General features: G+C 72.0%; 24 protein-coding genes and 2 pseudogenes. 7 read left to right on the plus strand and 19 right to left on the minus strand.

The annotated features are described in order from the left end of the window. From ACSNOH_RS20450 to ACSNOH_RS20475, 6 genes and pseudogenes are all read right to left on the minus strand, one after another. A partial coding sequence (locus tag ACSNOH_RS20450) for an urease accessory protein UreD (RefSeq protein ID WP_436722832.1) occupies window positions 1–725 on the minus strand: 725 nt, incomplete at its 3' end. Then, window positions 722–1,417, minus strand: coding sequence for an urease accessory protein UreG (gene ureG, locus ACSNOH_RS20455; protein WP_436722833.1), 696 nt, complete (start codon window positions 1,415–1,417; stop codon window positions 722–724). The genes ureG and ACSNOH_RS20450, both read right to left, overlap by 4 nt. 53 nt (window positions 1,418–1,470) lie before the next feature. Further along, the gene (locus ACSNOH_RS20460; RefSeq protein WP_436722834.1) at window positions 1,471–2,145 is read right to left on the minus strand and encodes an urease accessory protein UreF; all 675 of its coding nucleotides are present in this window, start codon (window positions 2,143–2,145) and stop codon (window positions 1,471–1,473) included. 62 nt (window positions 2,146–2,207) lie between these two features. Further along, window positions 2,208–4,291 (minus strand): annotated as a pseudogene (gene ureC, locus ACSNOH_RS20465) (urease subunit alpha). Between the two features lie 84 nt (window positions 4,292–4,375). Further along, window positions 4,376–5,053, minus strand: a pseudogene (gene ureA, locus ACSNOH_RS20470) (urease subunit gamma); the annotation flags it as partial. Window positions 5,054–5,525: 472 nt separating this feature from the next. Continuing rightward, entirely contained in the window at window positions 5,526–6,572 is a 1,047-nt protein-coding gene (locus ACSNOH_RS20475; protein ID WP_436722835.1) for a hypothetical protein, read from the minus strand. Window positions 6,573–6,696: 124 nt separating this feature from the next. Between ACSNOH_RS20475 and ACSNOH_RS20480 the strand changes: the two genes are divergently transcribed. From ACSNOH_RS20480 to ACSNOH_RS20490, 3 genes are all read left to right on the plus strand, one after another. Continuing rightward, window positions 6,697–7,176, plus strand: coding sequence for a VOC family protein (locus ACSNOH_RS20480; protein ID WP_436722836.1), 480 nt, complete (start codon window positions 6,697–6,699; stop codon window positions 7,174–7,176). Window positions 7,177–7,290: 114 nt separating this feature from the next. Next, window positions 7,291–7,803 carry a hypothetical protein gene (locus tag ACSNOH_RS20485; protein WP_436722837.1) on the plus strand — a complete coding sequence of 171 codons (513 nt, stop codon included), beginning with the start codon at window positions 7,291–7,293 and terminating at the stop codon, window positions 7,801–7,803. A 64-nt stretch (window positions 7,804–7,867) separates the two neighbouring features. After that, the gene (locus tag ACSNOH_RS20490; RefSeq protein WP_436722838.1) at window positions 7,868–8,242 is read left to right on the plus strand and encodes a hypothetical protein; all 375 of its coding nucleotides are present in this window, start codon (window positions 7,868–7,870) and stop codon (window positions 8,240–8,242) included. Between the two features lie 32 nt (window positions 8,243–8,274). Here the strand turns inward: ACSNOH_RS20490 and pip are convergent, their stop codons facing one another. After that, window positions 8,275–9,258: a prolyl aminopeptidase gene (pip, locus tag ACSNOH_RS20495; protein WP_436722839.1), complete on the minus strand. Its 984-nt coding sequence runs from the start codon at window positions 9,256–9,258 to the stop codon at window positions 8,275–8,277. Window positions 9,259–9,778: 520 nt separating this feature from the next. Here pip and ACSNOH_RS20500 point away from each other — a divergent pair. Beyond that, window positions 9,779–10,141, plus strand: a complete 363-nt coding sequence (locus tag ACSNOH_RS20500) for a hypothetical protein (RefSeq protein WP_436722840.1) — start codon at window positions 9,779–9,781, stop codon at window positions 10,139–10,141. Between the two features lie 25 nt (window positions 10,142–10,166). Here ACSNOH_RS20500 and ACSNOH_RS20505 read toward each other — a convergent pair whose 3' ends face one another. Then, entirely contained in the window at window positions 10,167–11,105 is a 939-nt protein-coding gene (locus ACSNOH_RS20505; RefSeq protein ID WP_436722841.1) for a GlxA family transcriptional regulator, read from the minus strand. A gap of 230 nt (window positions 11,106–11,335) precedes the next feature. Here ACSNOH_RS20505 and ACSNOH_RS20510 point away from each other — a divergent pair, with 230 nt between their 5' ends. From ACSNOH_RS20510 to ACSNOH_RS20520, 3 genes are read left to right on the plus strand one after another with little or no spacing between them, the layout of a single operon-like run. Continuing rightward, entirely contained in the window at window positions 11,336–11,485 is a 150-nt protein-coding gene (locus tag ACSNOH_RS20510; protein WP_436722842.1) for a hypothetical protein, read from the plus strand. Continuing rightward, window positions 11,482–11,955 carry a DUF2269 family protein gene (locus ACSNOH_RS20515; protein ID WP_436722843.1) on the plus strand — a complete coding sequence of 158 codons (474 nt, stop codon included), beginning with the start codon at window positions 11,482–11,484 and terminating at the stop codon, window positions 11,953–11,955. Before ACSNOH_RS20510 ends, ACSNOH_RS20515 begins: the two co-directional genes overlap by 4 nt. Next, complete coding sequence (locus ACSNOH_RS20520) at window positions 11,952–12,233, plus strand: DUF3817 domain-containing protein (RefSeq protein ID WP_436722844.1); 282 nt, start codon at window positions 11,952–11,954, stop codon at window positions 12,231–12,233. The genes ACSNOH_RS20515 and ACSNOH_RS20520 overlap by 4 nt, the downstream gene beginning before the upstream one ends. A gap of 12 nt (window positions 12,234–12,245) precedes the next feature. Here the strand turns inward: ACSNOH_RS20520 and ACSNOH_RS20525 are convergent, their stop codons facing one another. The 11 genes from ACSNOH_RS20525 to ACSNOH_RS20575 all read right to left on the minus strand — a co-directional run bounded on the left by ACSNOH_RS20525 (window position 12,246) and on the right by ACSNOH_RS20575 (window position 23,621). Further along, window positions 12,246–13,067, minus strand: a complete 822-nt coding sequence (locus tag ACSNOH_RS20525) for a lipase family protein (protein ID WP_436722845.1) — start codon at window positions 13,065–13,067, stop codon at window positions 12,246–12,248. A 162-nt stretch (window positions 13,068–13,229) separates the two neighbouring features. Next, window positions 13,230–13,913, minus strand: a complete 684-nt coding sequence (locus ACSNOH_RS20530) for a sterol desaturase family protein (RefSeq protein WP_436722846.1) — start codon at window positions 13,911–13,913, stop codon at window positions 13,230–13,232. A 3-nt stretch (window positions 13,914–13,916) separates the two neighbouring features. After that, complete coding sequence (locus ACSNOH_RS20535; protein ID WP_436722847.1) at window positions 13,917–15,128, minus strand: aminotransferase class I/II-fold pyridoxal phosphate-dependent enzyme; 1,212 nt, start codon at window positions 15,126–15,128, stop codon at window positions 13,917–13,919. Next, window positions 15,125–15,448 (minus strand): acyl carrier protein, encoded by a 324-nt coding sequence (locus ACSNOH_RS20540; protein WP_436722848.1) that lies wholly within the window; start codon window positions 15,446–15,448, stop codon window positions 15,125–15,127. Before ACSNOH_RS20540 ends, ACSNOH_RS20535 begins: the two co-directional genes overlap by 4 nt. 25 nt (window positions 15,449–15,473) lie before the next feature. Beyond that, window positions 15,474–17,027 (minus strand): cytochrome P450, encoded by a 1,554-nt coding sequence (locus tag ACSNOH_RS20545; protein WP_436722849.1) that lies wholly within the window; start codon window positions 17,025–17,027, stop codon window positions 15,474–15,476. A 260-nt stretch (window positions 17,028–17,287) separates the two neighbouring features. After that, on the minus strand, window positions 17,288–18,088 hold the full coding sequence (locus tag ACSNOH_RS20550) for an SDR family NAD(P)-dependent oxidoreductase (RefSeq protein WP_436722850.1): 801 nt from the start codon (window positions 18,086–18,088) through the stop codon (window positions 17,288–17,290). Beyond that, window positions 18,082–19,971 carry an AMP-binding protein gene (locus ACSNOH_RS20555; RefSeq protein WP_436722851.1) on the minus strand — a complete coding sequence of 630 codons (1,890 nt, stop codon included), beginning with the start codon at window positions 19,969–19,971 and terminating at the stop codon, window positions 18,082–18,084. Before ACSNOH_RS20555 ends, ACSNOH_RS20550 begins: the two co-directional genes overlap by 7 nt. A gap of 83 nt (window positions 19,972–20,054) precedes the next feature. After that, window positions 20,055–20,891, minus strand: a complete 837-nt coding sequence (locus ACSNOH_RS20560) for an SDR family NAD(P)-dependent oxidoreductase (RefSeq protein ID WP_436722852.1) — start codon at window positions 20,889–20,891, stop codon at window positions 20,055–20,057. Window positions 20,892–20,972: 81 nt separating this feature from the next. Then, complete coding sequence (locus ACSNOH_RS20565) at window positions 20,973–22,196, minus strand: beta-ketoacyl-[acyl-carrier-protein] synthase family protein (protein WP_436722853.1); 1,224 nt, start codon at window positions 22,194–22,196, stop codon at window positions 20,973–20,975. Beyond that, complete coding sequence (locus ACSNOH_RS20570) at window positions 22,193–22,501, minus strand: acyl carrier protein (RefSeq protein ID WP_436722854.1); 309 nt, start codon at window positions 22,499–22,501, stop codon at window positions 22,193–22,195. The genes ACSNOH_RS20565 and ACSNOH_RS20570 overlap by 4 nt, the downstream gene beginning before the upstream one ends. Then, the gene (locus ACSNOH_RS20575) at window positions 22,485–23,621 is read right to left on the minus strand and encodes a GNAT family N-acetyltransferase (RefSeq protein ID WP_436722855.1); all 1,137 of its coding nucleotides are present in this window, start codon (window positions 23,619–23,621) and stop codon (window positions 22,485–22,487) included. The genes ACSNOH_RS20570 and ACSNOH_RS20575 overlap by 17 nt, the downstream gene beginning before the upstream one ends. Between the last annotated feature and the right edge of the window lie 252 nt (window positions 23,622–23,873).

Genomic DNA, 23,873 nt, shown 5'->3' on the forward strand with positions numbered 1-23,873 from the left:
GGGCCGGCGAGTGGTGCCAGTACGCCCTGGCCGTTTTCCGGGGCGTCGCCGAGCAGGCGGGTGGCGGGAGGCTCGTCCTCGAAGGCGGGGTCGACGGTGAGGATCTGCCCGGTCGCGCGGTGGCCGGCGAGGACGGCCGGGCCGTCCCAGCCTGGTGTGTCCGGCCCGTATGCGGCCTGTTGGTCCAGCAGGGTGCGCCCGCCGCGTCGGACGGTGAGCCGGGTGCGCAGACGGCCGGGGGGCTCGCCGGTGCGTCCGAGGATTTGTTCCTCGCGCAGGACGAGCCGTGCGGTGGGGGCGAGGTCGATGGTCCAGCTCTGGCGCAGATTGCTGCCGGCCGTGCAGATCAGCGCTTTCGGCAGCCAGTGCAGTTGTGCGTGTTCTTCTACGGTCAGGTGCACGTCGTAGGTGGCGTGTTCGGTGGTCGGGCCGCGCAGGGCGAGGGTCGCGGCGGCGGTGGTGATGTGCAGGGCGGCGCCGCGCCGGGCGGTGGCTTCGATCCGCAGCCGGTCGCCGCCGAGCGGGGCGATCATGGCGCCGATGATGCATACCCGCGCCTGGTTGCCGTGCGGGTGCAGGCCGCGTACGTCGAAGGGTCCTTCGCCGTCGAGGACGGGCAGGACGGTGGTGTCGCCGTGGGCTGCTGCCACGATGCGGGCGGTGGCGTGCACGCCCGCGGCGGCCTGCCGGGGGGCGGATGGGGTGTGCCCGGTGGTGAGGGTCATGCGGGGACCGTGGCCCAGTCGGCGACGCGTGCACGGACCCAGTCGGCGACCGGCCGCACGCCGTCCTCGGCCTTGAGGCTGGTGAAGACGACGGGCAGCGCGCCGCGCTGGGCCCGGGCGTCGCGGGCCATGCTCTGAAGGTCGGAGCCGACGTAGGGGGCGAGGTCGGTCTTGTTGACGACGAGGAGGTCGGCGGTGGTGACGCCGGGGCCGCCCTTACGGGGGATGTCGTCGCCGCCGGCCACGTCGATGATGAAGATCTGGTGGTCGACCAGGCCCCGGGAGAACGTGGCGGTGAGGTTGTCGCCGCCGGACTCCACCAGGACCAGGTCGAGGCCGGAGCCGATGGTGTCCTGGAGGTTCTCGACCGCTTCGAGGTTGGCGGAGATGTCGTCGCGGATGGCGGTGTGCGGGCAGGCGCCGGTCTCCACCGCGGCGATCCGCTCGGGCGGAAGCACCGCCTCGCGGAGCAGGAACGCGGCGTCCTCGCGGGTGTAGATGTCGTTGGTGACCACCGCGATGGACAGCTCGTCCCGCAGCGCCCGGCACAGGGCGGCGACGGTGGCGGTCTTGCCCGAGCCGACCGGCCCGCCCAGGCCGATGCGCAGGGCACGACGGGTGCCGTCCGGGAGCCGGGGTTCGGCACTGTGGGTGTGGCGCGGGGGAAATGTCTCTGCGTGGTCGAGGTGCATCAGATCGGGCTCCGAGCTCTCGCGGTGCTGTGTGACGGTCGTCGGTGTGCAGGTCAGGAGGCGAACAGGCGTACCGGCCAGGCGGCGTGCTGCTGCGCGGCAATGTCCAGCAGCGGCGCGCCGGCGGCCGGCAGTGCACTGATCCCCTCCTCGGGAAGGCGTCCGGCGGCGACGGTGGCCTCTCCGGCCACTTGGTCGAGGTCGCCGGCGAGGCGCGCCAGGACCGCGGTGGCGTCGAAGGGGTCAAGGCTCAGCAGCCGGACCGTCGCGGTGGCCGGCCCGCTGACGGTTTCGTAGGCGGCCGCGTACGCGGCGTCCAGCGGTGCCAGTCCGGCCGAGCGCGCCGCGAGCCCCAGTACCAGCGGCTGGTGCGCGCCCCGCGGCCGGGCCGCGGCCAGCGCGTCCAGCTCGGCCGAGGGCCACGTCGCGCGGGCGGCCCGCATCATCTGCCGCCCCAGCCTGCGGGCCGTCTCCCGCAGGGCCGGTACCGGTGTCCGGGCGTCAGCAGCCTCCTCCAGCACCAGCGGATCGTGGCCTGAGGCGGCCGCGGCAGCAAGCGCCGCCGCGACCAAGCCGGTGGTGTGCAGCCGCCCGAGGCAGAAATCCTGAAGCGAGCGGGCATCGCGGATACGGCCCGCTGCCACAGCCGCCTCGGCCCCGCCGGAGTGCGCGTGCCCTCCGGCGGGAAAACGGCCGTCGGTCAGCACGAACAACGCGGCACGGTTCATCGTCCGCACCTCACCCTTTCGCTGCGGCTCGCCAGAGTCCTCTTGCGGGACGTCAGCAGCCGTCAGAAGAGGAAGTACCGCTGCGCCATGGGCAGGAGCTCAGGCGGATCGATCGCATAGACCGGATGGTCGTCGTAGGGCCAGTGCGGATCGCCTTCATAGTTCGGTTCCTTCGGGAAGAGCGGATCATCCTTGTCGAGCTTCTTGTCCAGATCGACCGGATACTTGGGATCCTGGTTTTCGACTCGCGCGTACACGTCGTCCTCCGTCGCGCCGCCGACGGTCACATAGAACGTTTCGGAGCCGACATCGACCTTGGGCCTGAAGTCGTTCTCCTCCATCTGGTTCTTGTAGACGCCGCGTGTGCTTTTGATGGGCGCGAATTTCTTGCCCAGTGCGAGCCGCTTGTGCAGCTTGGTGGCGATGGCCCGCTTGCTGACGAAGTTGTACGAGGTGGCGCCGGGCGCCCGGCCCGCGGCGCCCCACACGCCGCGGGGCAGGACCGGCTGCGGGGTGGTGATGGAGGCGTTGGCGTCGCCCAGCTGCGCGTAGGCGATCTGGCCGCCCTTGATCACCCGGTGCGGCTTGACCCCGAAGAACTTCGGCTCCCACAGCACCAGGTCCGCCAGCTTGCCGGTCTTCACGGACCCGACGTAGTCATCGATGCCGTGGGCGAGCGCCGGATTGATCGTGTACTTCGCGACGTACCGCCGGACCCGGTGGTTGTCGGCGAGCTCGGCGGCGGCGATCCGGGCGGCCGTGGCGTCCGCCGGCAGGCCCTCCCTGTCCTTCTCCAGGATGCCCAGGTGCTTCTTCATGACGTGCGCGGTCTGCCAGGTGCGTGTGATCATCTCGCCGATACGGCCCATGGCGTGGGAGTCCGACGACATGATCGAGATGGCGCCCATGTCGTGCAGGATGTCCTCGGCGGCCATCGTGGAGGGCCTGATCCGCGACTCCGCGAAGGCCCGGTCCTCATTGACCTGCTGATTCAGATGATGGGCGATCATCAGCATGTCGAGGTGTTCCTTGACCGTGTTGACGGTCAGCGGCCGGGTGGGATTGGTGGAGGCGGGCAGCACCTTCTCCTCGGACACCATTTTGATCATGTCGGGGGCGTGGCCGCCGCCCGCACCCTCGACATGGAAGACATGGATGGAATGGCCCTGGATGGTGACCTGGGTGCTCTCGAAGAACCCCGCTTCGTTCATCGAGTCGGCGTGCAGGGCGATCTGGACGTCGACGGCGTTCGCCTCGGTGCAGACCTCCAGACACGCCTTGAGGGCGGCCGGGGTGGCCCCCCAGTCCTCGTGGATCTTGAAGCCGATGATGCCGGCGTTCAACTGGTGGTGCATGGACTCCTTGGACATGGTGGAGCCCTTGCCGAGCAGCCCGATATTGACCGGGAAGGCGTCCAGCGCCTCGAACATCCGCTCAAGGTGCCAGGCGCCGGGCGTGACCGTAGTGGCAGTACTGCCGTCCGCCGGCCCCGTACCGCCGCCGATGAGCGTGGTGACACCCGACGCCAGCGCCTCGCCGACCTGCTCGGGGCAGGTGAAGTGGACGTGCGTGTCGATCCCGCCGGCCGTGAGGATCTTGCCGTTGCCCGAGATGACCTCCGTCTCCGGCCCGATGACGAAATCCGTGGGGGCGGGACGACCGCCGGTGGAAGCGGCCCCGTCGTGGATTTTGTTCATGGTCTCGGGGTTGTACGCCTTGCCGATCGCGGTGATGTAGCCGTCGCGGATGGCCACATCGGCCTTGACGATGCCCCAGTGGTCCAGGATGACGGCACCGGTGATCACCGTGTCGGGAGGATGGGTCGCGTCGCCGGTGGGGGGATGGTCCGGGTCGACGGGGGAGTTGCCCGGGGCGGCGGGCGGCCTGCATGCCTTGTGCGTTGCGCGGGCTGCCTTGTCCTTGCACGGGTCGCGTGGCGTGATGGACTGCCCCATCGACTCACGGATCACCTTCCCGCCGCCGAAGATCATCTCGTTGCCGCTGTGGTCGGGACCGCCGCACCAGTCATCCTCGATCCGGATCCACAGGTCGGTTCGGCGAGGCGGATACGGTCACGGACCGTCGGGCCGAACCGTTCCGCGTACTCCTTGCGCGGCAGGGGGTCGAAGACCGTACGTTCAGGAATCGTTCGCCGGCCCGTCGTCGATACGGGCCGGCCCCCCGTCGATACGGAAGGCAGCGGCGGGATCGGCGTGACCTTGGTCTTCTCGCGCAGGCCGTGGACTTTGCGGTCACCCAGAATGGGGACGAGCTCTACCTCTTGGGGACAGTTCCAGTCGAAGCGGACGGAGCTGCCGGCCGGGACGTTGAGGCGCATGCCCAGGGCGACATCACGTGACACCGTGGCACCGTCGGCATCCTGGAACTCCAGCCCGTCGTTGGCCTCGAAGAAGTGGTAGTGCGAACCGACCTGGACCGGACGCTTTTTCCTGTCCTTGTTGACGACGATCACGCGCTCGACCCTGTTGTCGTCCACGAGCTGCTTGTTGTGGACCACCGTCTCATCGCCGGTCTTCTCGGAGAACCGCACCTCACCCGGGTGGACAGCCGGCCCGACCCTGCACTGCGGGTCCGGGTCGAAAACGGGGTTGCGGATGGTGACGAGCTTCGTGCCGTCGGGAAAGGTCGCTTCCACCTGCACGTACTCGACCATCTCGGGGACGCCCGACATGACCTTCACGCCCCTCAGCACGTCCTCCCTCCCGGACTTCATCAGCTGAGCGACGGTCTTGCCCTCTCGGGCTCCCTCAAGGACATGCGCGCTCAGCAGCGCCACCACCTCGGGATAGTTGAGCGGCCTGGGCGGCGTCCCGGTCATGCGCTCCTTGGCGACACCCGCCGCCGCATGGATCATCAGACGCTCTTGTTCATGTGGAGTCAGATGCATAATCTCATCCAGTGCTCGCCCTCCCCAGAGCTATCGCCCTGAGGCCCGTGAGCCGGGACCTTGCATCCCCAACTGCCCGGGAGGAGCCCTTCACGGCTCCGCCGCGCGCCTTCGGCGCAGCACCGTCTCCGCGGCCACCGGTCCGATCCTCACCAGAGGATCCTCGGCATGCCGGGACCCCCCGAAACGGCGTACGGGCCCGCTCCCCCATATGAGTGACAGCCGGGCACAGTGCGTGATGCCAGCAGTAGTGCGCGCGACCAGCAACCTCGATCAGCCGTCGGCCGGCCGACTTCATCCAACCGACGGTCCATTGTCCGTGGCCGGCCGGACGGGGTCCCGGGCTCCGGACGCGTTCCTCTGCCTCTCTGTCGCCCGTGGCGTCCTGGGCGCCCCTCCGTGGACGGGCCCCCGCTTCGAGGACAAGGCCGGCCGCGCGATGTTCACCTGGCAGTGCAGCTGACGAAGGCCGTCACCCGGCATGAGGGCCGTGAGGACGGCGTGCCGGGCCGGCCGGACGGGTCCGCAGCCAGTACGAGCGGGCGGCGGCGGCCAGCGCGATCCCGTACACGGCGAACGCGGACATGCCGATCCAGGCAACGAGCAGCGCGTCCTGCGTAGTGTGGAAGTCACCCGGCCGCATCGTCACCACGCCGGCCGTGGCCAGGGTGCAGTAGCCGATGCCGAGCATCCCGTACGGAGCGAGCGTGGCGGCGCCGATCAGTCCCGGGCCCAGCGGGAGCCAGCGCGGTACCTGCCGGCCGTGCAGGAACAGCGTCCAGCGTGGGAAGACCTGCCCCCACGGGCGGACCAGGCCCCAGAGCAGGAAGATGCCGAGTGCGGCCAGCAGTACGGTGACGTCCAGGCCCCAGGACTCCAGGGTGAGCCAGACTTCCGGGGCACCGTTGCGTTCGGAGACGGCGAGCATCTCCTCCTTGCTCACTCCGGCAAAGGTGCCTCCCAGCGCCCAGAAGGTCTTCATGGCGATGTACGGGAGGAAGGCCGCGGTCCCGGCCCAGGCGGCGGCCATCCGGGAGCCTTGTGGAGCAGGGGAAGGCGGCGGTGAGTTACCGCCGGCCGAGGTGTGACGCGTACGGACGGTTGCGGCGAGCAGCAGCGCGCCGGTGGCCGCCATCGCATGGTTGGCGGCGGCCGGCCGGCTGTCCACGCTCTGACCGACCAGCAGCGTGATCAGGTCCATCAGCAGACTGAACGCCGCGACCCCGGACAGCCCGCAGGCCGTCCACAGCAGTGCTCTCAGCCAAGGGCGCGGCCCGTACCGCATCGCAGCGGCGCAGCCCAAGGCCGCCAGTGCCCCCGCCGCCACAACGGCCCAGTCGAGCACGGGAGACGTCCGGGCGCCGCCGAACGCGAACAGCGGCACCCCGCGCAGTGCACAGACAAGGCCGAAAGCGGCGTACGCCACGCCCCAGATCACGGTCACCGTGGCCGCACGGGGCGCGCGAGCGGGCAACCACGCCCGCCGGAGGGGCCCCTGCGCCTGTTCAGTTTCGATCATGTCCTCAACGTCCCACCGGCGGTGCGGGAGCGGCGTCACCCGCCCGGACGATCCGCCTCCCTCCGGCGGCGGAATACCGCTGCGGACCGAGCTTTCCGGCGCTGCGTCGGGTGTACTCGTCAGCATGCAGATCACTCAGAAGATCAAGCCCTTCCTCTGGTTCGACGACCAGGCCGAGGAGGCCGCCGCCCACTACGTCTCGGTCTTCGAGGACTCGCGCGTCCTGGAGGTGCAGCGCTACGGCGAGGCGGGCCCGGGCACGCCGGGGTCCGTCATGACCGTCGAGTTCGAGCTCGCGGGCCAGCGGTTCGTCGCCCTCAACGGCGGGCCGCAGTTCACCTTCACCGAGGCCGTCTCCTTCAGTGTCGACTGCGCGGACCAGGAGGAGGTCGACCGCCTCTGGGCCCGGCTGGGCGAGGGCGGCGAAGAGGGACCGTGCGGCTGGCTCAAGGACAAGTACGGCCTGTCCTGGCAGGTGACCCCGCGCCGGCTCATCGAACTGCTGGGCGACCCGGATCAGGCCGCGGCCCAGCGGGTCATGCAGGCCATGCTGGGCATGCGCAAGATCGACATCCAGGGCCTGGAGGACGCCTACCGGGGCTGACGGTTCGCCCTTCCGGTCCCGGCGGTTCGTTCTCCCGGCCCTGGCGGTTGGTTCTCCCGGTCCTGACGAGGACGGCCACGGTCCGTTGTCAGTGCCGCTTGGCATCATGCCCGCATGGACTTCCACCTCGACCCGCCCACCGGCGTCGGCGCACTGCGCATCGGTATGCCCCGGCACGAAGCCGACGCCGCCCTGGCCTCGCTCCGGGACCTCTCCTCGGTCTCGGACTCCGACCGGCCCGGGCAGCACGTCGTCCGCCCCAGCGGGCTGATGATCAGCGTCCACTGCATGAACGGTGCTCTGGCGGCGATCGAGCTCTGGCGCCCTTACCAGGGAGCCGACAGGGTCACCTTCCGTGGGGTGGACGTGTTCGCGCCGGCTCGCGAGGTCGTACGGCGCATACGCGAACTCGTCCCCCTCGGCGAGGACCCGGAGAACCCCGCCTCGTTCCTCGCCCCCGATCTGCTCCTGGCCTTCTGGCGGCCGTTCGAGGCCGACGACGAACCGGAGGACGAGCAGGGCCACTACTTCAGCTCGGTGCTCCTGGCCCGCCCCGGCTACTACGACACCCCTGCCGAAGCCGAAGAGCGTCTTCGGGCGGCCGCGGAGGTTGCGGGCGGCGTGTGAATTCCCCCGGGGATGTATCACGCATATAAGGAAAGAGAATGTTATCGGGCGATACTGTGGCCCTATGGAGGAGAACCGAGCGCTTCACGTCGTGGACGCCCTGCGGCAGCGCGGCATCAACGCCCACGTGGCGCGCGAGGGCGTCTACCAGATCGGCGTGCGCGTGGTCCTGCGTGACGGCCGCGAGGCCGTCTGGGACAGCGACGACACCGCCGGACTCGAAGCGCAGGTCATGCGGGACGGGGTCCTGGTCGGTTTCGTGCCGGCCATCGAGGGCTCCGGCGACTTCGACCTGGACCGGACCGTCGACGCGATCGCCCGGGCCGACTACGACCAGCCGATCGCCCGTCAGCGCCCCACCGCTCCCCCGCCGTCCGCCCCGCTGCCCCGCGAGGGCGGCGTCTTCCGCCGCTTCCTCGGAGGCTTCCGGGAGCGCTGAGCACCCGGGGCGCACCGCGTCCACCCCGGCTCTCACCTCGGCGCAGCACAGCCGGTTCGCTCCCCGAACCGGGAGATCGCCTCCAGGACCGCCTCCTGCATGGCGAGGCTTCCCGTATGGCCCGCATCGGTGATGACCTTCAGCTCCGCATCGGGCCATTCCTTGGCCAGTTCCCATGCTGTCCGGAGCGGGCTCGCGAGGTCGAGGCGGCCGTGGACGAGCACGGCCGGAATGCCGGTCAGGCGGTGGGCGTCGCGGAGGAGTTGCCCGTCGTCCAGCCATGCGTTGTTCGCGAAGTAGTGGGCGCAGAGCCGGACGAAGGCTGTCATCGCCTTGCCGGGCTTGCTGCTGTACTGCCCGGGGCTGCCCAGGGCCTCGTGGGCGATGACCGCGTCCTCCCAGGCGCACCAGGCCTGCGCCGCCCTGGTCCGGGCCTCCGCGTCGGGGCTGTTCAGCAGGCGGTTGTAGGCCGCGACCAGATTGCCGTGCCGGCTGTCCTCCGGGAGCGCGTCGCGGAACTGCTCCCAGGGCCCCGGCAGCAGGCGGCCGACACCGCCGTAGAGCCAGTCGGTCTCCTCGGGGCGGGTCATGGTGACGCCGGCGATGACGATCTCCGAGACCCGTTCGGGGTGGCGCTCGGCATAGGCGAGGATCAGTGTCGAGCCCCAGGAGCCGCCGTAGAGGAGCCAGCGCTCGATGCCCAGGTGCTCGCGCAGGCGCTCCATGTCGGCGACGAGGTGGGCAGTGGTGTTGTGGTCCAGGCTGACAGCCGGATCCGAGGCGTGGGGCCGGCTCCGGCCGCAGCCGCGCTGGTCGAAGAGGACGATCCGGTAGGCCTCCGGGTCGAACAGCCGGCGGTTGCCGGGGCGGCTTCCGCTGCCGGGTCCGCCGTGCACGCACAGCGCCGCCTTGCCGTCCGGCTTGCCACTGGTCTCCCAGTACACCTGGTTTCCGTCGCCGACGTCGAGGAGTCCGTGTGCGTACGGCTCGATGGGCGGGAACAGCTGAGCCACCATGGCTTCCCTCTCGGACTCGGCATCGTGTTTCCGGCATCAGCATCTCAAGGCCGCGACGCTCGGGTGCCGGGCACGGGACGCAGGCAGGCCGGCTCCAACAGCGGGCAGCGGGCAGCGAAGCCGTCGTGACAGAGTCGTTCTCATGCTGACCTCAATGATCCGGCGGGGGCGGCGCCTGACCGCGGGTGCCCTGCTCCTCGGCACGGCCATATCCCTGACCGCCTGTGGCGGGCAGCGCGGCGACGGCACGGCCGCCGGGACGCCGAGTGCTGCGCCCAGCGCTCACACCGCTCCGAGCACCGGCGCCGCTCCGAGCGCCGGCGCCGGTCCGAGCTCCGGCACCGGTCCGGGCTCCGGCCCCGCTCCGGGCTCCGGCCCCGCTCCGGGCTCCGGACCCGCTCCGGCCTCCGGCGGCCCTTCCGGCACCCCTTACGCAGGCGCATCTCCCTATGTGGAGCCCGGGGCCGGTGACGGCGCTCCCCATTACCGGGAGAACAACGCCCACCGCTTCCCCAGGGACATGTCCCCAGCGAGCGCAAAGGACGCCAAGCGCGAGGCCGACCGGATCGAGCCCGTGCTCAAGCGGCTCTGGGAGGAGAAGAAGTGGGACCCCAAGAGCGTGCGCGCGGCGATGCTCGCTCTCGGGTACGAGGAAGAGCGCACGGGTCCGAAGGGCGAGCGCTCGGGCGGCACGCTGTCCGTACGGGAGATGAGGCCGCGTTACGAGACGGACCATTACGTCACACCCGAGGGTTCCCTGATCGGTCTGCGGGTCCACGCCGACGCCTGCGTCACGGCATTCGTCCAGAAGACCAACTACCAGGTGCAGACCAACGGCCCGTACCTGGAATCCGGCTGCTTCGAGCCGCCTTTCGGCCACTGACGGCCGTGCCGCGCCCCGCTGAGCCTCAGCTGAAGGTCCGCCGGTACGCGTGCGGGCTGACGCCGGTCGTCCGTTTGAAGCGGTCGCGGAAGGCGGTCGGGGAGCCGAAGCCCACCTGGGCACCGATGCGTTCGACGGAGTGCTGCGTGGTTTCCAGGAGGTGCTGGGCCCGGCGGATGCGGGCGCGGTGGAGCCACTGGAGCGGTGTGCTGCCGGTGTGCTCGCGGAAACGGCGGATCAGCGTCCGGGTGCTCATGCCGGCGTGGGCGGCGATGTCGTCGAGCGCGAGGTTGCGGGCGAGGTTGTCCTGCAGCCAGGTGAGCAGCGGTTCCAGCGCGGAGCCCCGGGGGACGGGCGCGTGGTCGTGCACGATGAACTGGGCCTGCCCGCCCTCGCGCTCCAGCGGCATCACGGACAGCCGCGCGGCATCGGCGGCAACGGCCGAGCCGTAGTCGCGCCGGATCATGTGCAGGCACAGGTCGAGCCCGGCCGCGGCCCCGGCCGAGGTCAGGAACTGCCCGTTGTCGACGTACAGCACGTCGGGGTCGACCGTGAGCTCCGGATACGTGGCGGCCAGCAGATCGGCCGCGAACCAGTGGGTGGTCACCCGCAGACCGCCGAGGAGACCGGTGGCGGCGAGCGGGAACGTGCCCGTGCAGATGGAGGCGATGCGGGTGCCGGCCCTGGCCGCGGCCCGCAGCGCCTCGCGGACGTCGGCGGGCAGAGGCGCCGTCGGGTCGGTGGTGCCGGGGACGACGACCGTGTCCGCGCCCTTGAGCCCCTCCAGGTCCCAGGGCGCGCGCAGCGCGAAGGCTCCCGCTTCTGTCTCCGGCTGCGCGGCGCAGACACGGATCCGGTAGCCGGGGCGCCCGTCGGGCAGGCGGGTCCGCGCGAAGACGTCGATCGGGGCGGCCAGGTCGAACGGGATGACCTGCTCCAGCGCGAGTACGGCAACGGTGTGCATGGCAGAAACGTACGCGACCGCCGTACCGGACGGTCAGGCGAACATCCGCCTCCGCGACAGCCTTCTGCCTGCACAGCAGCCCTCCGCAGGGCACAAAGGCTGCCGCGTCCGCGGCTGGCATTTTTCCGTTGAAAGGTGGCACTCACGCCACTGGGATGCCCCTCGGCTCCTGCATATCGTCGGGCCCGGGCCGGGACGGACCGGCCGTGAAACCGCCTGAAGGGCCTTCCATGCACGCACAGACCGTTCTGTCCGACGGCCTCGATCCGCTCGACGTCATCGCCCCCTGCGCAGTGCCGCACGCCGAACGAGCGGCATCCGGTGCTGCCGTCAGCAGCATGCTGTCCGCCGGAGCACCGTGGGACCGGGCCGCGTCATGACGAAGCTCTTCCTCTCCTTGCACGTGCTGGCCGCGGTCGTGGCCGTCGGCCCGGTCACCGTGGCGGCCAGTATGTTCCCCGCGGCGCTCCGCCGCACCCGCCGGGACACCGGCGAGGACCGCCGGGCGCCCGCCACCCTCCGGCTGCTGCACCGCATCTGCCGCGTGTACGCCGCCGTAGGCATCGCCGTGCCCGTCTTCGGGTTCGCGACGGCGAGCAGCCTCGGCGTCCTGGGCAGCGGCTGGCTCATCACCTCGATCGTCCTGACGGCGGCAGCCGCCGGTCTCCTCGCACTGCTGATCCTGCCCGCGCAGGAGCGAGAGCTCGCCGCCGTTGAAGGTGCGGGATCCGGTCCGTCCGCCCCCGCCGCGGACCGGCGGCTGGCCGCGCTCACCGGCGTCTTCAACCTGCTGTGGGCGACGGTCACCGTCCTGATGGTCGTCCGCCCCGGCTCCACCACCGGAGCGTGACCGTGAACCTCCGCCCCCTGCGCATCGCCGCGAACGCCGAACTCGCCTCGCTCGTCGTCATGCTGGCCAACCTCGCCACCGCACACCTGCGGCCCGTCACATCCCTGATGGGCCCGGCCCACGGCTGCGCGTACCTCTTCGTGGTCGGGGCGACCTGGCGCCTCGCCCGGGACTCGGCGGCCACCAGAGCGAGCGCTTTCGTCCCCGGCATCGGCGGCCTCCTCGCACTGCGCCGGCTCCGCCGTTCCCCGCGGAAAGTCCCTGAGCCGCTCCCGTAGTCCCGTGTGCGGTCAGGTCAGGTTCTTCTCCAGCGCCGCGATGTACTTGAGGATCGAGTGGTCGCGCACGCCGTCGCTCGCAGGGGCGAACGCGTCGGCCGTCAGGCCCTTGGCCCGGTCGGCGAGACCGCCGAAGAACGACATGGTCTCGTGGACCTTGCCGGCGGAGTCGATGTACCGCAGGGTCTCGGCATGGGTGTACGCGGGCTCGGGCGGCAGCTGCGGCACGATGTCGTTGTTGTTGACGAACCGGAAGAGGCGTTGCTTGAAGCCCTTGTTGCACGCCTCCGCCAGCAGCCGGTCGCAGGTGCGGGGCTGGCCGTAGGTGTAGACGCCGTCGGCCAGCAGCTTCGGCTCTTCGAGGTAGAGCCGGGCGCCGGCGAGCATGGCCAGCGCGCCGCCGAGGCTGTGACCGGTGAACCACACGGTCTGACCGTTCGTCCGGTACTCCTGGAGGGTGGCCTTCACTGCCGGGAAGACGGACTCCAGGGCCTGCCCGAAGCCGTAGTGGACGTATCCCGTCTTCGCCGGGCCCGGCCACGGCGGGGTCGTGGCGTCGGAGAGCCAGTCGCGGATCTTCGCGGGTTCCGTGCCCCGGAAGGCCGTGATGATCATGTCGTTGCCCGCCATCGTGTAGGCCTGGGTGTCTTCCAGCGGGAAGGGCGGCTCGAAGCGCGTCTCGTGGTGCCGCACCCGGTCGAAGCCCCACTCCCGCGCCTGCTTCTCGATGGTGGTCTCGTCCTTGTAGGCGAGGTCGGCGGCCCGCGCCAGCCAGTAGGCGTGCGCCAGGCTGTACGTACGGGCCTTGTGGTCGATCGCGGTGGGCACGGACACGGAACGCTCCCTTTCGCGGGCCGTTGAACGCGGTGACGCTGTTTCAGCCGCCACGCTAGGACACGAGCGGCGGAGAACCGATCTACCAGACCGGGCCGCCGGTGTGAACATGGCCGTTTCGGCCGAACGGCCCAGCGGCGCCTGGCTGCCGGCCGGCGCGTGTCACCGAGCGGCGTCCCCCGTGCCGAAGACGTGGTCCCACCACGGCGCGCTGACGCCGAAGCGGCGGCTGTCGTCGGCGAAGTGGTGCAGCATGTGCCATCTGCGCAGGGCCCTCCCCGGCCGGGAGCGCGGGCGGTGATGGTGCACGTGGTAGTGGAGCATGTCGTACAGCAGGTAGCCCACGGCGTAGCCCGCCATGAACGCCGTCCAGTTCGTGCCGAGGGCGAGCCGGAAGAGCCCGCAGAGGACGAGGGCGATGGGGATGGTGACGGCGAGCGGCATGACCAGTCGCCGGCGGTCGTCCGGGTGATCGTGGTGGTGACCGTGAAGGGTCCAGTGCAGCCTGGCCATGGCCGTGCCGGGTGCGGCCTTCCAGTGGAAGAGCGAGCGGTGCACCCAGTATTCGGTGAGCGTCCACGCCGTATAGCCGGCGAGCACCAGCACCGTCCCGATCACCGCTCCCGAGGCGGTGAACCCGGCCGGAAGGAGGAGGGTGATGAACGCCGTGTAGACGACGAGCGGCCCGGACGGGTGCTGGCGGGTCAGCCGGTCCAGCGAGCGCAGGCGGACCAGCGGCGGTGAACTCCGGCGGAAGGCCGCGCGGTCGGCGGGGCCGGCACCGGGGAACTCGCGCGCGTGGGCACCGGGGAATTCACGGGCGTCGGCACCGGGGAACTCACGCATGGCTCACCGCTCCCCGGCCACTGCGGCGGAGATCAGCTGAACGGCCCGTTGCAGATCGGCCTCGGAGTGCGCGGCCGTGACCCCCAGCCGCAGCCGCGCTCCCCCGATGGGTACCGCGGGCGGGAAGAGGGGGCCGACGAGGAGGCCCTCACCGACCAGCCGGCGGGCGATCCTCGCCGTGCGGTCGACCGTGCCCGTGGGCACGACGACGACGTGCGCCTGCGATGCCCCGATGCCCACTCCGGCCTCCCGGAGCATCCTGCGCAGCGCCTCGGAGCGCTCCGCGAGCCGGCGCCGCCGCTCGGCTCCCTCCCGGGCGAGGGCCTCGAAGGCTCCCAGGACGGCGCCGACGGTCGCCGGCGACAGGCCGAGCGTGAGCAGGTAGGCGCCCGCCGTGTGCCGCAGCAGGTCCACCACCCGTTCGTTCGCGCAGACGTATCCGCCCGTGGAGGCGAAGGACTTGCTGAAGGTCCCGGTGAGCACGTCGACCCGGTCGAGCACCCCCAGGAGCTCGGCCGCGCCGCGCCCCCGGGCGCCGAGGGCGCCGGCGCTGTGGGCCTCGTCCACGATCAGCAGCGCCTGGTGCCGCCGGGCGAGGTCGGCGATCTCCCGCAGCGGAGGCAGGTCGCCGTCGGCGCTGAAGAGGCCGTCCACGACGATGAGCCGGCGCCCTTGCCGCGCTTCACCGTCGTTCAGCAACTCTTCGAGATGGGCGGTGTCGTTGTGCCGGAAGGTGCGTACGCCCGCTCCGGACAGCCGGGCGCCCATGGTGAGGGAGCCGTGGTCGAAGCGGTCCAGGAAGACGGTGTCCCCGGGGCCGGCCAGCGTGCCGAGCACCCCCAGGTTCGCCTGCAGGCCGGAGGGGAACAGCAGGGCGGCGGGCCGGTCGAACCAGTCGGCGACCGTGCGCTCCAGTTCCTCGTGCAGCTCCGTGAACCCGCCCACCGCCTGACTGCCGTAGGTGCCGGTGCCGAACCGGCGCAGCGCGTCCGCGGCCCGTTCGCGCACCTCGGGGTGGTGGGCCAGGCCCAGGTAGTCGGCCGAGGCGAGGACGGTGACCTCTCCTTCGGTCGCGCGGCCCGCGACCCGGATCCGGGCGCGGGTCGGCCCGGCCTGGGCGACCACGGGGAACAGCGGGTAGGCGTCCGTTTCCCGCAGCCGGTCGGTCAGTTCGAGCACGCTGTTGTGCACCGGGCCGAAGTCGGTGGTCGTCATGGGGTTCGTACGCTCCTGGTGAGTTCGTCGACGAGGGCGGACAGCGGCAGCGTGGGCGCGAGCCGGTCCGCGAGGAGTGCCAGGCCGGGGTGGACGTCGTACCGGTCCTGCAGCGCCACCACCGTCTCGGTCAGCAGGAGCGAGTCCAGGCCCAGGGACTCCAGGGTGGCCCGTTCGTCCAGCGCCGCGGCGGAGACGCACAGCCGGGAGGCGAGCAGCCCCTTGACCTCGTCCCGTACGCCCGGTGCCGGCCCGGGACCGGATGCCGGCGCCGTGTCCGCAGGCCGCACGGCCTCTTCCAGCTCCTGTTGCCTGCTCATGTGGTCCAGCTCCTGTGTCGCAAGGTCATGGCTCCTGGTGTCGCCTGGCCGGGGAGGACATGGCCGTACGGCCTGCAGATCCCTTACGGCCGGCAGATCCCGTACGGCTGCCGCTCCCGGCGGGCGGTTCCTTCCTGGCACGCGGTGCGGTGCCAGGACGGGCGCTGGTACGGGTACAGGTACGGGTGCGGTTTCGGGCCGGCGCGGGCGTCAGAGCGACGACGGTCCCTCCGGCCGGGACGATCATGTCCCCGACGACCCGGCCCGCCCGGACGGCCGGGGTGAGCAGCCGCAGGCTCTCGTTGCTCAGCAGCACGGCCATGACGGCCGGGATGGTGTGCATGGCGAAGGAGGCGGCGACGCACTTGCGGGCGCCGCCTCCGAAGGGCATCCACGCGTAGTGGTCCGGCCGGCTGTCCAGCCACCGCTCGGGGAGGAAGCGGCCGGGCTCCGGGTAGGAGGCCGCCCGGCGCTGCGCGCCGTAGCCGTTGGCGGCGACGTAGGTGCCGACGGGCAGCGTGCGGCCGGCAACGGTGAACCCCGGCCTGAGGACCCGGCGCGGTACGACCGGGTTGATCGAGTAGAGGCGCATGGCCTCGGTGACCGCGGCCGTCAGATAGCGCAGCCTGGGCAGGTGCGCCTCGGTGAGCGGGCCGCCGGCGGTGACCTCGCGCAGCTCCGCCCGGGCCCGGCCGGCCACCTGCGGGTGGGCCAGGACGGCTTCCACGACCCAGGCCAGGGTGTAGGCGAGGGTCTCCGATCCGCTGCCGAGGAGCACCACGACGAGGTCGCGGAGTGCGGCGTCGTCCAGCGGTTCGCCGCCGCGCCGGTCGGCGCCCAGGAGGACGGCGATGGCGTCGCCGTCCGGTGCCGGCGGGCGGGACCGGCGCTCCGCGATCAGGCGGGTCACGTGGTCGTCGAGGTCGTCCCGGGTGCGGCGGTAGCGTCGCCAGGGTCCCGGGCCGCACCGGGTCAGGGCGGGAGGCAGGTTGAAGACGGCGGGGTGGTGGGCCGCGTCGATGAAGCGGTGCAGGTGCCGCTCGAACCGGCGCGCTTCCTGCTGCTCCAGGCCCAGGAGGAGGCGGGTGAGGACATCGGTGGTCAGGGAGAGCAGGTGCGGCGTGAGCCGGAAAGGCCGGTCGGCCGGCCAGGCGGTCATGGCCGCGCGGGTGGCGTCGAGCGCCAGCCGCCCGCCGCGTGCGAGCTGGTCGCGGTGGAACAGCGGCATGAGCTGCCGTCGCTGCCAGGCGTGTTCCGGATCGTCCCGGGTGAGCAGCGAGCGCGTTCCGTAGATCAGGTCGAGCACCCAGCGGGCCCTGCCCGCGGACAGCGTCTCCGGCGGCGCCGTGAACACGGTGCGGACCTCGTCGGGTGCGCTCACCAGGACGACGTCGCCCCAGCCGGTGAGCCGCAGAGTGAACGCGTCGCCGAATGCGGCCTGCTGCCGGGCGAGGAAGCCCTGAGGGTCACGGAGGAAACGCAGCGACTGCAGGAGTGCGGGCGCGCCGGGGCCGGGCGGGAGCCCGCGTCCTCTGCGCGGTCTTCCGTCTGCCCCTGCGGCTGCCGTTCCGGTGGTCACGGCGTGCGGCGGGCGGCATCGGGCGGGACGGTGAAGGGGGAGGTGGAGGTGGAGGTGGAGGGGAAGGCCTGGATGCGGGCCAGGCGGTGGTGTGCCGCGTGCATGGCCAACGTTCCTACCCAGGACACCGGTCATCCCCAAGCACAAACGGTGCCCGAGGGGTGATTGCCTGCGAACAGTCATCCGTTCGCATCATTGGCACTGTTCGCATCATTGGCACTGGCGCGTCAGTCGCACTGTTCGCGTCCGTCGCACGAGGCTCAGCGCTTGTGAAGCTGTGCGTCGGCGATGCGCTGCAGCGTCTCCGGGCTGACCGCCCGGCGCTGGACGCTCTCAGCCAGCGCGGGGAACAGACCCCCCACGGCGCTCCCGAGCCTGAGGGACAACGGGGCGACATTCACCTCTGCCCGGTTGCGCTCGATGGCGTGCAGCGTCCTCGCGGCCACGCGTGCGGGGGCGACGGTTCCCGTGCCGCGTGGCGCGGTGACTCCGGTGTCGGCGAACATCCCGGCGTCGCGGACGAAGCCCGGCTGGATGAGCGAGACGCCCACGCCCGAGGGGTGCAGGTCCTGGCGCAGGCCGAGGGCGAAGCCGCGCAGGCCGAACTTTGCTGCGTTGTAGAGCGAGGCGCTGGGGGACGCGGCGCGGCCGGAGATCGAACCGATCATGGCCAGGTGGCCCCTTCCGGCGGCGACCATCCGCGGCGCCAGCAACCGGGCCAGCAGAACCGGCGCCCGCAGGTTGACGTCGAGGGCCCGGTCGATCTGGTCGGGCGTGTAGCCCAGCACCTGGCCGCTGGCCGGCAGCGCGGCGTTGGCGACGAGGATGTCGACCGGCCCGGCGGCGCGGACGAGCCCTTCGACGCCCTGCCGGTCGCTGAGGTCCGCGGGCAGCACCTGTGTGTCCGGCGCTCCCAGCGCCGAAGCGAGCGCGGTGAGCGTGCCGGCGCGGCGGCCGGTGAGGACGAGCCGGGCTCCGCGGGCGGCGAGGGCGTGCGCGAGGGCGTGTCCGATGCCTCCGCTGGCACCGGTGAGCAGGACCCAAGCTCCGCTGATCAGCACGGTGAGGCCGTCGCCCCCGGCACGCGTCCGGCGGGGCCGGCCTCGGCGGAGTGTGCAGTGTTCGCGGCGTGTGCACTGTGTGCTGACTGTGCCGCATGTTCTGCGTGTGCTGTGAGGCCGGCTGCGCGCGGCCGGCCCGGACCGGAGGGAGCCGCCGGGCGGAAGGCTCTGCCGAGTGTGCCCTCGCGGTGCGCCGCGGCCAGGCCGAGCCGGCGGACTTTGCCGCTGGTCGTCCTGGGCAGGGCTCCCCGCCGCCCCACGTACACCTCCTGGACGGGGATGCGGAAGTCACGCAGCACGGCGAGCCTGACGGCGTCCGCGAGCAGGGACGTGGCCTGCTCGTCCGCCGCGCGGGCCAGCTCCAGGAAGAGGACGAGGTCCTCGCCGGCGTCCCGCAGGGGCAGGGCGACGGCGGCAGCGGCGTTCAGCTGCCCGGGGACTGCGGCCAGCACGGTCTGCTCGACGTCGACGGGTGAGATCGTGCGCCCCGCGTAGGAGAGTGTTTCCTTCGAACGCCCGATGACGTACAGCTCGCCGTCCTTCATCGCGCCCAGGTCGCCGGTCGGTACGAAGCCGTCGTCGTCGCGGGCGGGGCGGCGGAGGCCGCCGGCGCCGACGAACCAGTGGCACGCCGCCTCTCCGCCGATGAGGATCTCCCCCACTTCGCCGTCGGAGAGGGGCTCGCCCGTCTCGGAGACGATGCGCACTTCGGTGCCGGGCAAGGGCGCGCCGTGTCCGATCAGCCGGTGCCGCCCGGTGTCCTGCGTGGGGGCGGGGCCGGCGGTCGGTGCGCTTGCGGTGGTGAGGCGCGTGCGCCGGGGGTCCGTGGTGTCGGGTTCGCCGAAGGCGGACGGTGCGAGCGGCGCTCGTACGGCCACCGCGACGCAGTTCTCGGCCAGTCCGTAGGCAGGCAGCACCGCGTGCGGCCGGAGTCCGCAGCTCCTGAAGCGGCGTTCGAAGCGCTCGCACAGCCCTGGCGCGATCCGTTCCGCGCCGATGATGGCCGCCGTCAACCGGGACAGGTCGAGACCTGTCAGCCGCTCCGGCGCACGGCTTGCGGCGCGCTCCGCCAGGTCGTAGCCGAAGGTCGCCGCGGCGGTGTGGGTGGCCCGGAAAGAGGAGAGCTCCTCGATCCAGGTGAGCGGGTCCCTGATGAACGAGCGCGGTGTGAGGACGCGGATGGCGGAGGCGGAGTACAGACAGCTCAGGAAGCTGCCGATCAGCCCCATGTCATGGGACAGCGGCAGCCAGACCACCGCGCGGCCGTGCCACACCCCGATCCGCCGGGTCAGGGCGTCGAGGTTCGCGGTCAGGTTGCGGTGCGTCAGCACGATGCCCTTGGGCGCAGCGACGCTGCCCGAGCTGAACTGCACGAGCGCGGGACGGTCGGGATCGAGCGGTGCCGGCTGCCAATCGGTGGCCTGCGCCCGTCCGGAGGCGCACTCGGCTGTGGCCAGCACTTGCGTGCGCAGTTCGGTCGGGGCCAGCGCTTCCCGGAAGGAACCGGGGTCCGCGGCCAGGCACAAGCGGGCGCCGCTGATGCGCAGGGCGTCCAGCGTCCGGGTGCAGTCCTGGGTGCCGGGGCGGAGCCTTCCCGTGGCACCGAGCGGGACGAGTACGCCCCCGGCCGCCAGGACGGCGACCGCGGCGACGAGGGTGTTCGTCGTGCTTTCCATCTCGACGGCGACGTGGTCCCCGGGCCGCATGCCACCTGCGGTCAGGTGCTCCGCGGCGGCGCGGACGCTGTTCCAGAAGGCGGGGTAGCCGGGCTGGTCCCCGGCAGCGGCTCCGACCGTGCCTTCGGCGCCGCTGTCCGCGTGTGAGCGCAGGGCGTCCACGACCGTCGCACAGCGCCGGGGCCGGGACCGGCCTTGGTCCTCCATCACACGACCGCTCCTGTCATGCTCTTGCCGTTCCTCTTGTGGTTCCTCTTGTGGTTCTTCGTGCTGTCTCTCTTGCCGTCCGGTCAAGCGGCACGGCTCGGCTCCTCCGCGGAGCGGCCCGGCGCCTCGGCGGGACGACGGGGCTCGTCGGCGGAGCGGCTCAGGTCGTCGGCGAGATGCGGCAGGGTCATGAGCCGGTGCGGAAGGTGGTGGAGCGCCCGTTCCAGCACGTGATAGCGCGCTGCGGGCACGTAGCGCACCGGTGGGCGGCGGCGCAGCAGCACCCGTACGGCCCGCTCGGCAACCCACTGCGCCCGCAGCGTCAGCAGGCGCGGCGGAGGGGGAAGCCCGGCCCGCTCATGGAACTCGGTGTCCACGTGGCCGAGGACGAGCGCGGTGACGGCCACCGGGCTGCTGCGCATCGCCCGGCTGTACGCCAGGTCCTCGGTGAGCCGGGTGATGCAGGCCTTGCTCGCCCCGTACGTGGCGCCCTGCCAGGCTGGCCCGCTCCCGGCGACGGAGCTGACGTTCAGGACGCGGCCGAAGCCGCGCCGTTGCATGCCCGGCAGAGCGGCGTGCAGCAGCCTGGCCGGCGCGATGACGTTCAGGGCGAGCATGTGCTGCTCGTCCGCCCACTCCGTCGCGCCGAACCAGCGTCCCAGGCCCGCCCCGGCGTTGTTGACCAGCACGTCCGCCTCCCGCGCGGCCACGGCGGCTCGCTCCAGCCCGGCCGGATCGGCCAGGTCCTCGGCCATCACGTCGCAGTGCACCTCGAAGCGTGCGCCGATCTCCCCGGCCGCGGCGCCGAGGGCCGCCTCGTCCCGGGCCAGCAGGGTGAGGTCGAAGCCGCGGGCGGCGAGCGCCTCGGACAGGGCCCGGCCGACCCCGCGGCCGGCTCCGGTGACCAGCGCGCGGGGCATCAGGTCCTCCCCTGCGATCGCGGGCTCATGAGAAGCCTTCCTTTCCGCTGCAACAGCCGCCGCCCTCGGCCTGGTACGGGGTCATGGCGTGCGCAGGACGAAGACGGCGTTGGCGCCGCCGAAGCCGCACGACGTGGTCATGACGGTGCGGATCTGCCGTTGCCGGGGGACTTTGGTGACGATGTCGAGGTCGACGGCCTCGTCCTGGTGGTCGACGTTGACCGTGGGCGGGACGGCCTGGTGCCGGAGGGTGAGCACGGCGCACGCGACCTGGATCGCCGCCGCGGCTCCCAGCGCATGCCCCAGGGAGCTTTTCAGGGCGGTGACCGGGGGCGGTCCGGCAGCGAAGGACTGCCGCAGGGTGCGGGCTTCGATGACGTCGCCGACGGGTGTGGACGTGCCGTGGGCGCTGATGTGGTCGATGTCCGCGGTCCCGAGGCGGGCGTCGGTGAGGGCGGCGCCGATGGCGTGCCGCAGGCCGCGCCCGTCCGGGTGGGGGTTGGTGGGGTGGTGCGCATCGGCGGAGGCCCCGTATCCGGCGATGACAGCGTGGACGGTGGCGCCGCGGGCACGCGCGTGACCGGGGCGCTCCAGGACCATTACGGCGGCGCCTTCGCCGAGGACGAAGCCGTCCCGGTCGCGGTCGAAGGGACGGGAGGCGCCGGCCGGGTCGTGGCGACGCCGGGACAGGGCGCCCATGCGGGTGAAGCTGATGGCGCTCAGCGGCGCCCGGCCGGATTCGCTGCCGCCGGCGAGCACGAGGTCGCACGTGCCCGAACGGATGAGGTCGCGTGCGACGCCGAGGGCGTGACCGCCGGAGGCGCAGGCGCTGGCGACGGTGAAGGTGGGTCCGCGGCAGTCGAGGTGCGCGGCGACTTCCCCGGCCGCCATGCTGGGGACGCTGCGGGCCAGCGCGAGCGGTGAGATGAGGTGGTGCTCGCCCGTTTCCAGGTGCCGGCTGACGGACGGGTAGCCCACGAGGCTGTTCGAGCCGACGCCGAGCACGACTCCGATGCGATCGGGGCCCGCCGCGCCGGGCGTCAGGCGCGCGTCGGCGGCGGCTTGCTGGGCGGCCGTCAGCGCGAGGTGGATGAAGGGGTCGGTGCGCCGGACGGTCCGGCGCGGCAGGTGCGCGCAGGCGTCGAAGTCCCCGGCGGCGCAGGAGAAGTCCACCGGGAGCCCGGCGAGGGCGGGGTCGGTGGCGGCGAAGGACCGGCCCGAGCACAAGCCGTCCCACGTGGCGTCGGCGCCGACGCCCGCCGGGGTGACGAGCCCGATGCCGGTGACGGCGACGTCACGGTTCACCGGGCGCTGCCCGGAGGAGCGACGCTGCTGGTGGTTTCCTGCGGCGCGGCATCGGTGCGGGGTCCGCCGGCACGGGCCTGCTCCACCACGGCTGTGACGATGTCGCCGATGGTGGTCGCTTCGGTGGGGTCGATGACCTCGGCGACGCGTACGCCGTGCTCCGCGGCGAGGACGGTGGCGAACTCCGCCAGCATCAGGGAGTCCAGCTCGACGTCGGCCAACCGGGTCTCGGGAGTGAGCTCCTCCTCGCGCATGCCGGTGCCTTTGGCGAGCGCTTCGATGACCGCTTCACAGGTGAGCTGCACGGGATTCCTCCGGGGAGGGTTCGAGCTGAGTGGCGGAGCAGGAACAGGCGCCGTCGTGGCGGAGACAGCGTGTGTAGAGGCGGTGGCGCTTGTGCAGCACGGCCCCGGCCGCCGCCAGTGAGCGATTGGCGGCCGTGTTGTCCTCGAGCACCCAGGAGACGTCGACCTCGTCCCAGGCCCGCTCACGGGACCTGCGCAGCGCGTCGGCGAGCAGGACGCTCGCCACCCCTTCCGTACGGCGGCTCTCCGGGATGCCCAGCGCCAGCAGCCGGCCGCGGCTGACCGAGCGGCCCGCCCGCCAGATCCGCCAGGCCCCGCTGGGGAACCCGTATCGGGTGAGCCGTCCCCGGGCGGGGGCCAGGGCCTGGTTGAGGTCGGGAAGCAGGATGCTGAAGCCGACGGCTTCGCCGTCCCTCTCGGCGATGCGCACACCGTCCGGCGCGGCGGTGCGGATCTGCCGCGCGAGGTGGCCGAACTCCTTCTCGGTCAGCGGGGTGAAGCCCCAGTTGTGCTGCCAGCAGGCGTGGTAGAGCTCGCGCACGAGGGCGCACTCGGCGTCGAAGCGGCGGAAGTCGGCCGTCCTGACCGTGAGGTGGTGTTTCCTCCGCAGCCCGTCCGCGTAGCCGATCAGCCCGCTCACCGCCCGGCTGGACGGGGAGAACCGCCAGGAGAGCAGGTCCTTGGCCGGGGCGAAGCCGTTCGCCACGAAGAGGTCCTCGTAGTAGGCGGGGTTGTAGGTGTTGCCGATGCGGGGCGCGTCGTCGAAGCCGTCGACGAGGAGCCCGCACTCGTGGTGGATGTCGGGGCTCACCGGCCCCAGCACCCGGACGGCCCCTGCCTCACGCAGCCAGGCGGCGGCGCGGTCGAAGAGCGCGCGGGCCGTGGCCAGGTCGGCGGTGCACTCGAAGAAGCCCACATAGCCCTGGCGCTCGTCGGGCGGGCTGTCGGGGTTGACGACGGCCGCGATCCGGCCCTGGCCTGCGCCACCGCGGTGTGCCAGGAAGCAGGCGGCCTCGGTGCGCTGGAGCAAGGGATTGTGCCGCGGATCGAGGAGACGGCGCCGCTCCCGTTCCAGCGGGGCCACCCAGTGCGGCTGCTCCCGGTACAGCGCGTAGGGCACGCGAAGGAACCGTGTCATCTCAGCCCTGGTCTGCACCTTCAGGACGCTGGGGGCGCCCGGCAAGGGAGGGGTGGTCGAGGGAGTGGGCACGGTACCTTCCGGGGCGGCGGGAATCGACGGGAGGAGCGGGAAGGTAGCGGTCGGCAACCCTTCGATCACATAGAGTAGTAGATTCGTGACGCATAGTGAAGTACCTGGGGGTGCGGCTCCCCTGCTACCTCGCCCCGCCGCACGCAGCGCGCCCGCCAGGAT

It is taken from the genome of Streptomyces sp. URMC 127 (assembly GCF_051386535.1).
In the GTDB taxonomy this organism is placed as follows: domain Bacteria; phylum Actinomycetota; class Actinomycetes; order Streptomycetales; family Streptomycetaceae; genus Streptomyces.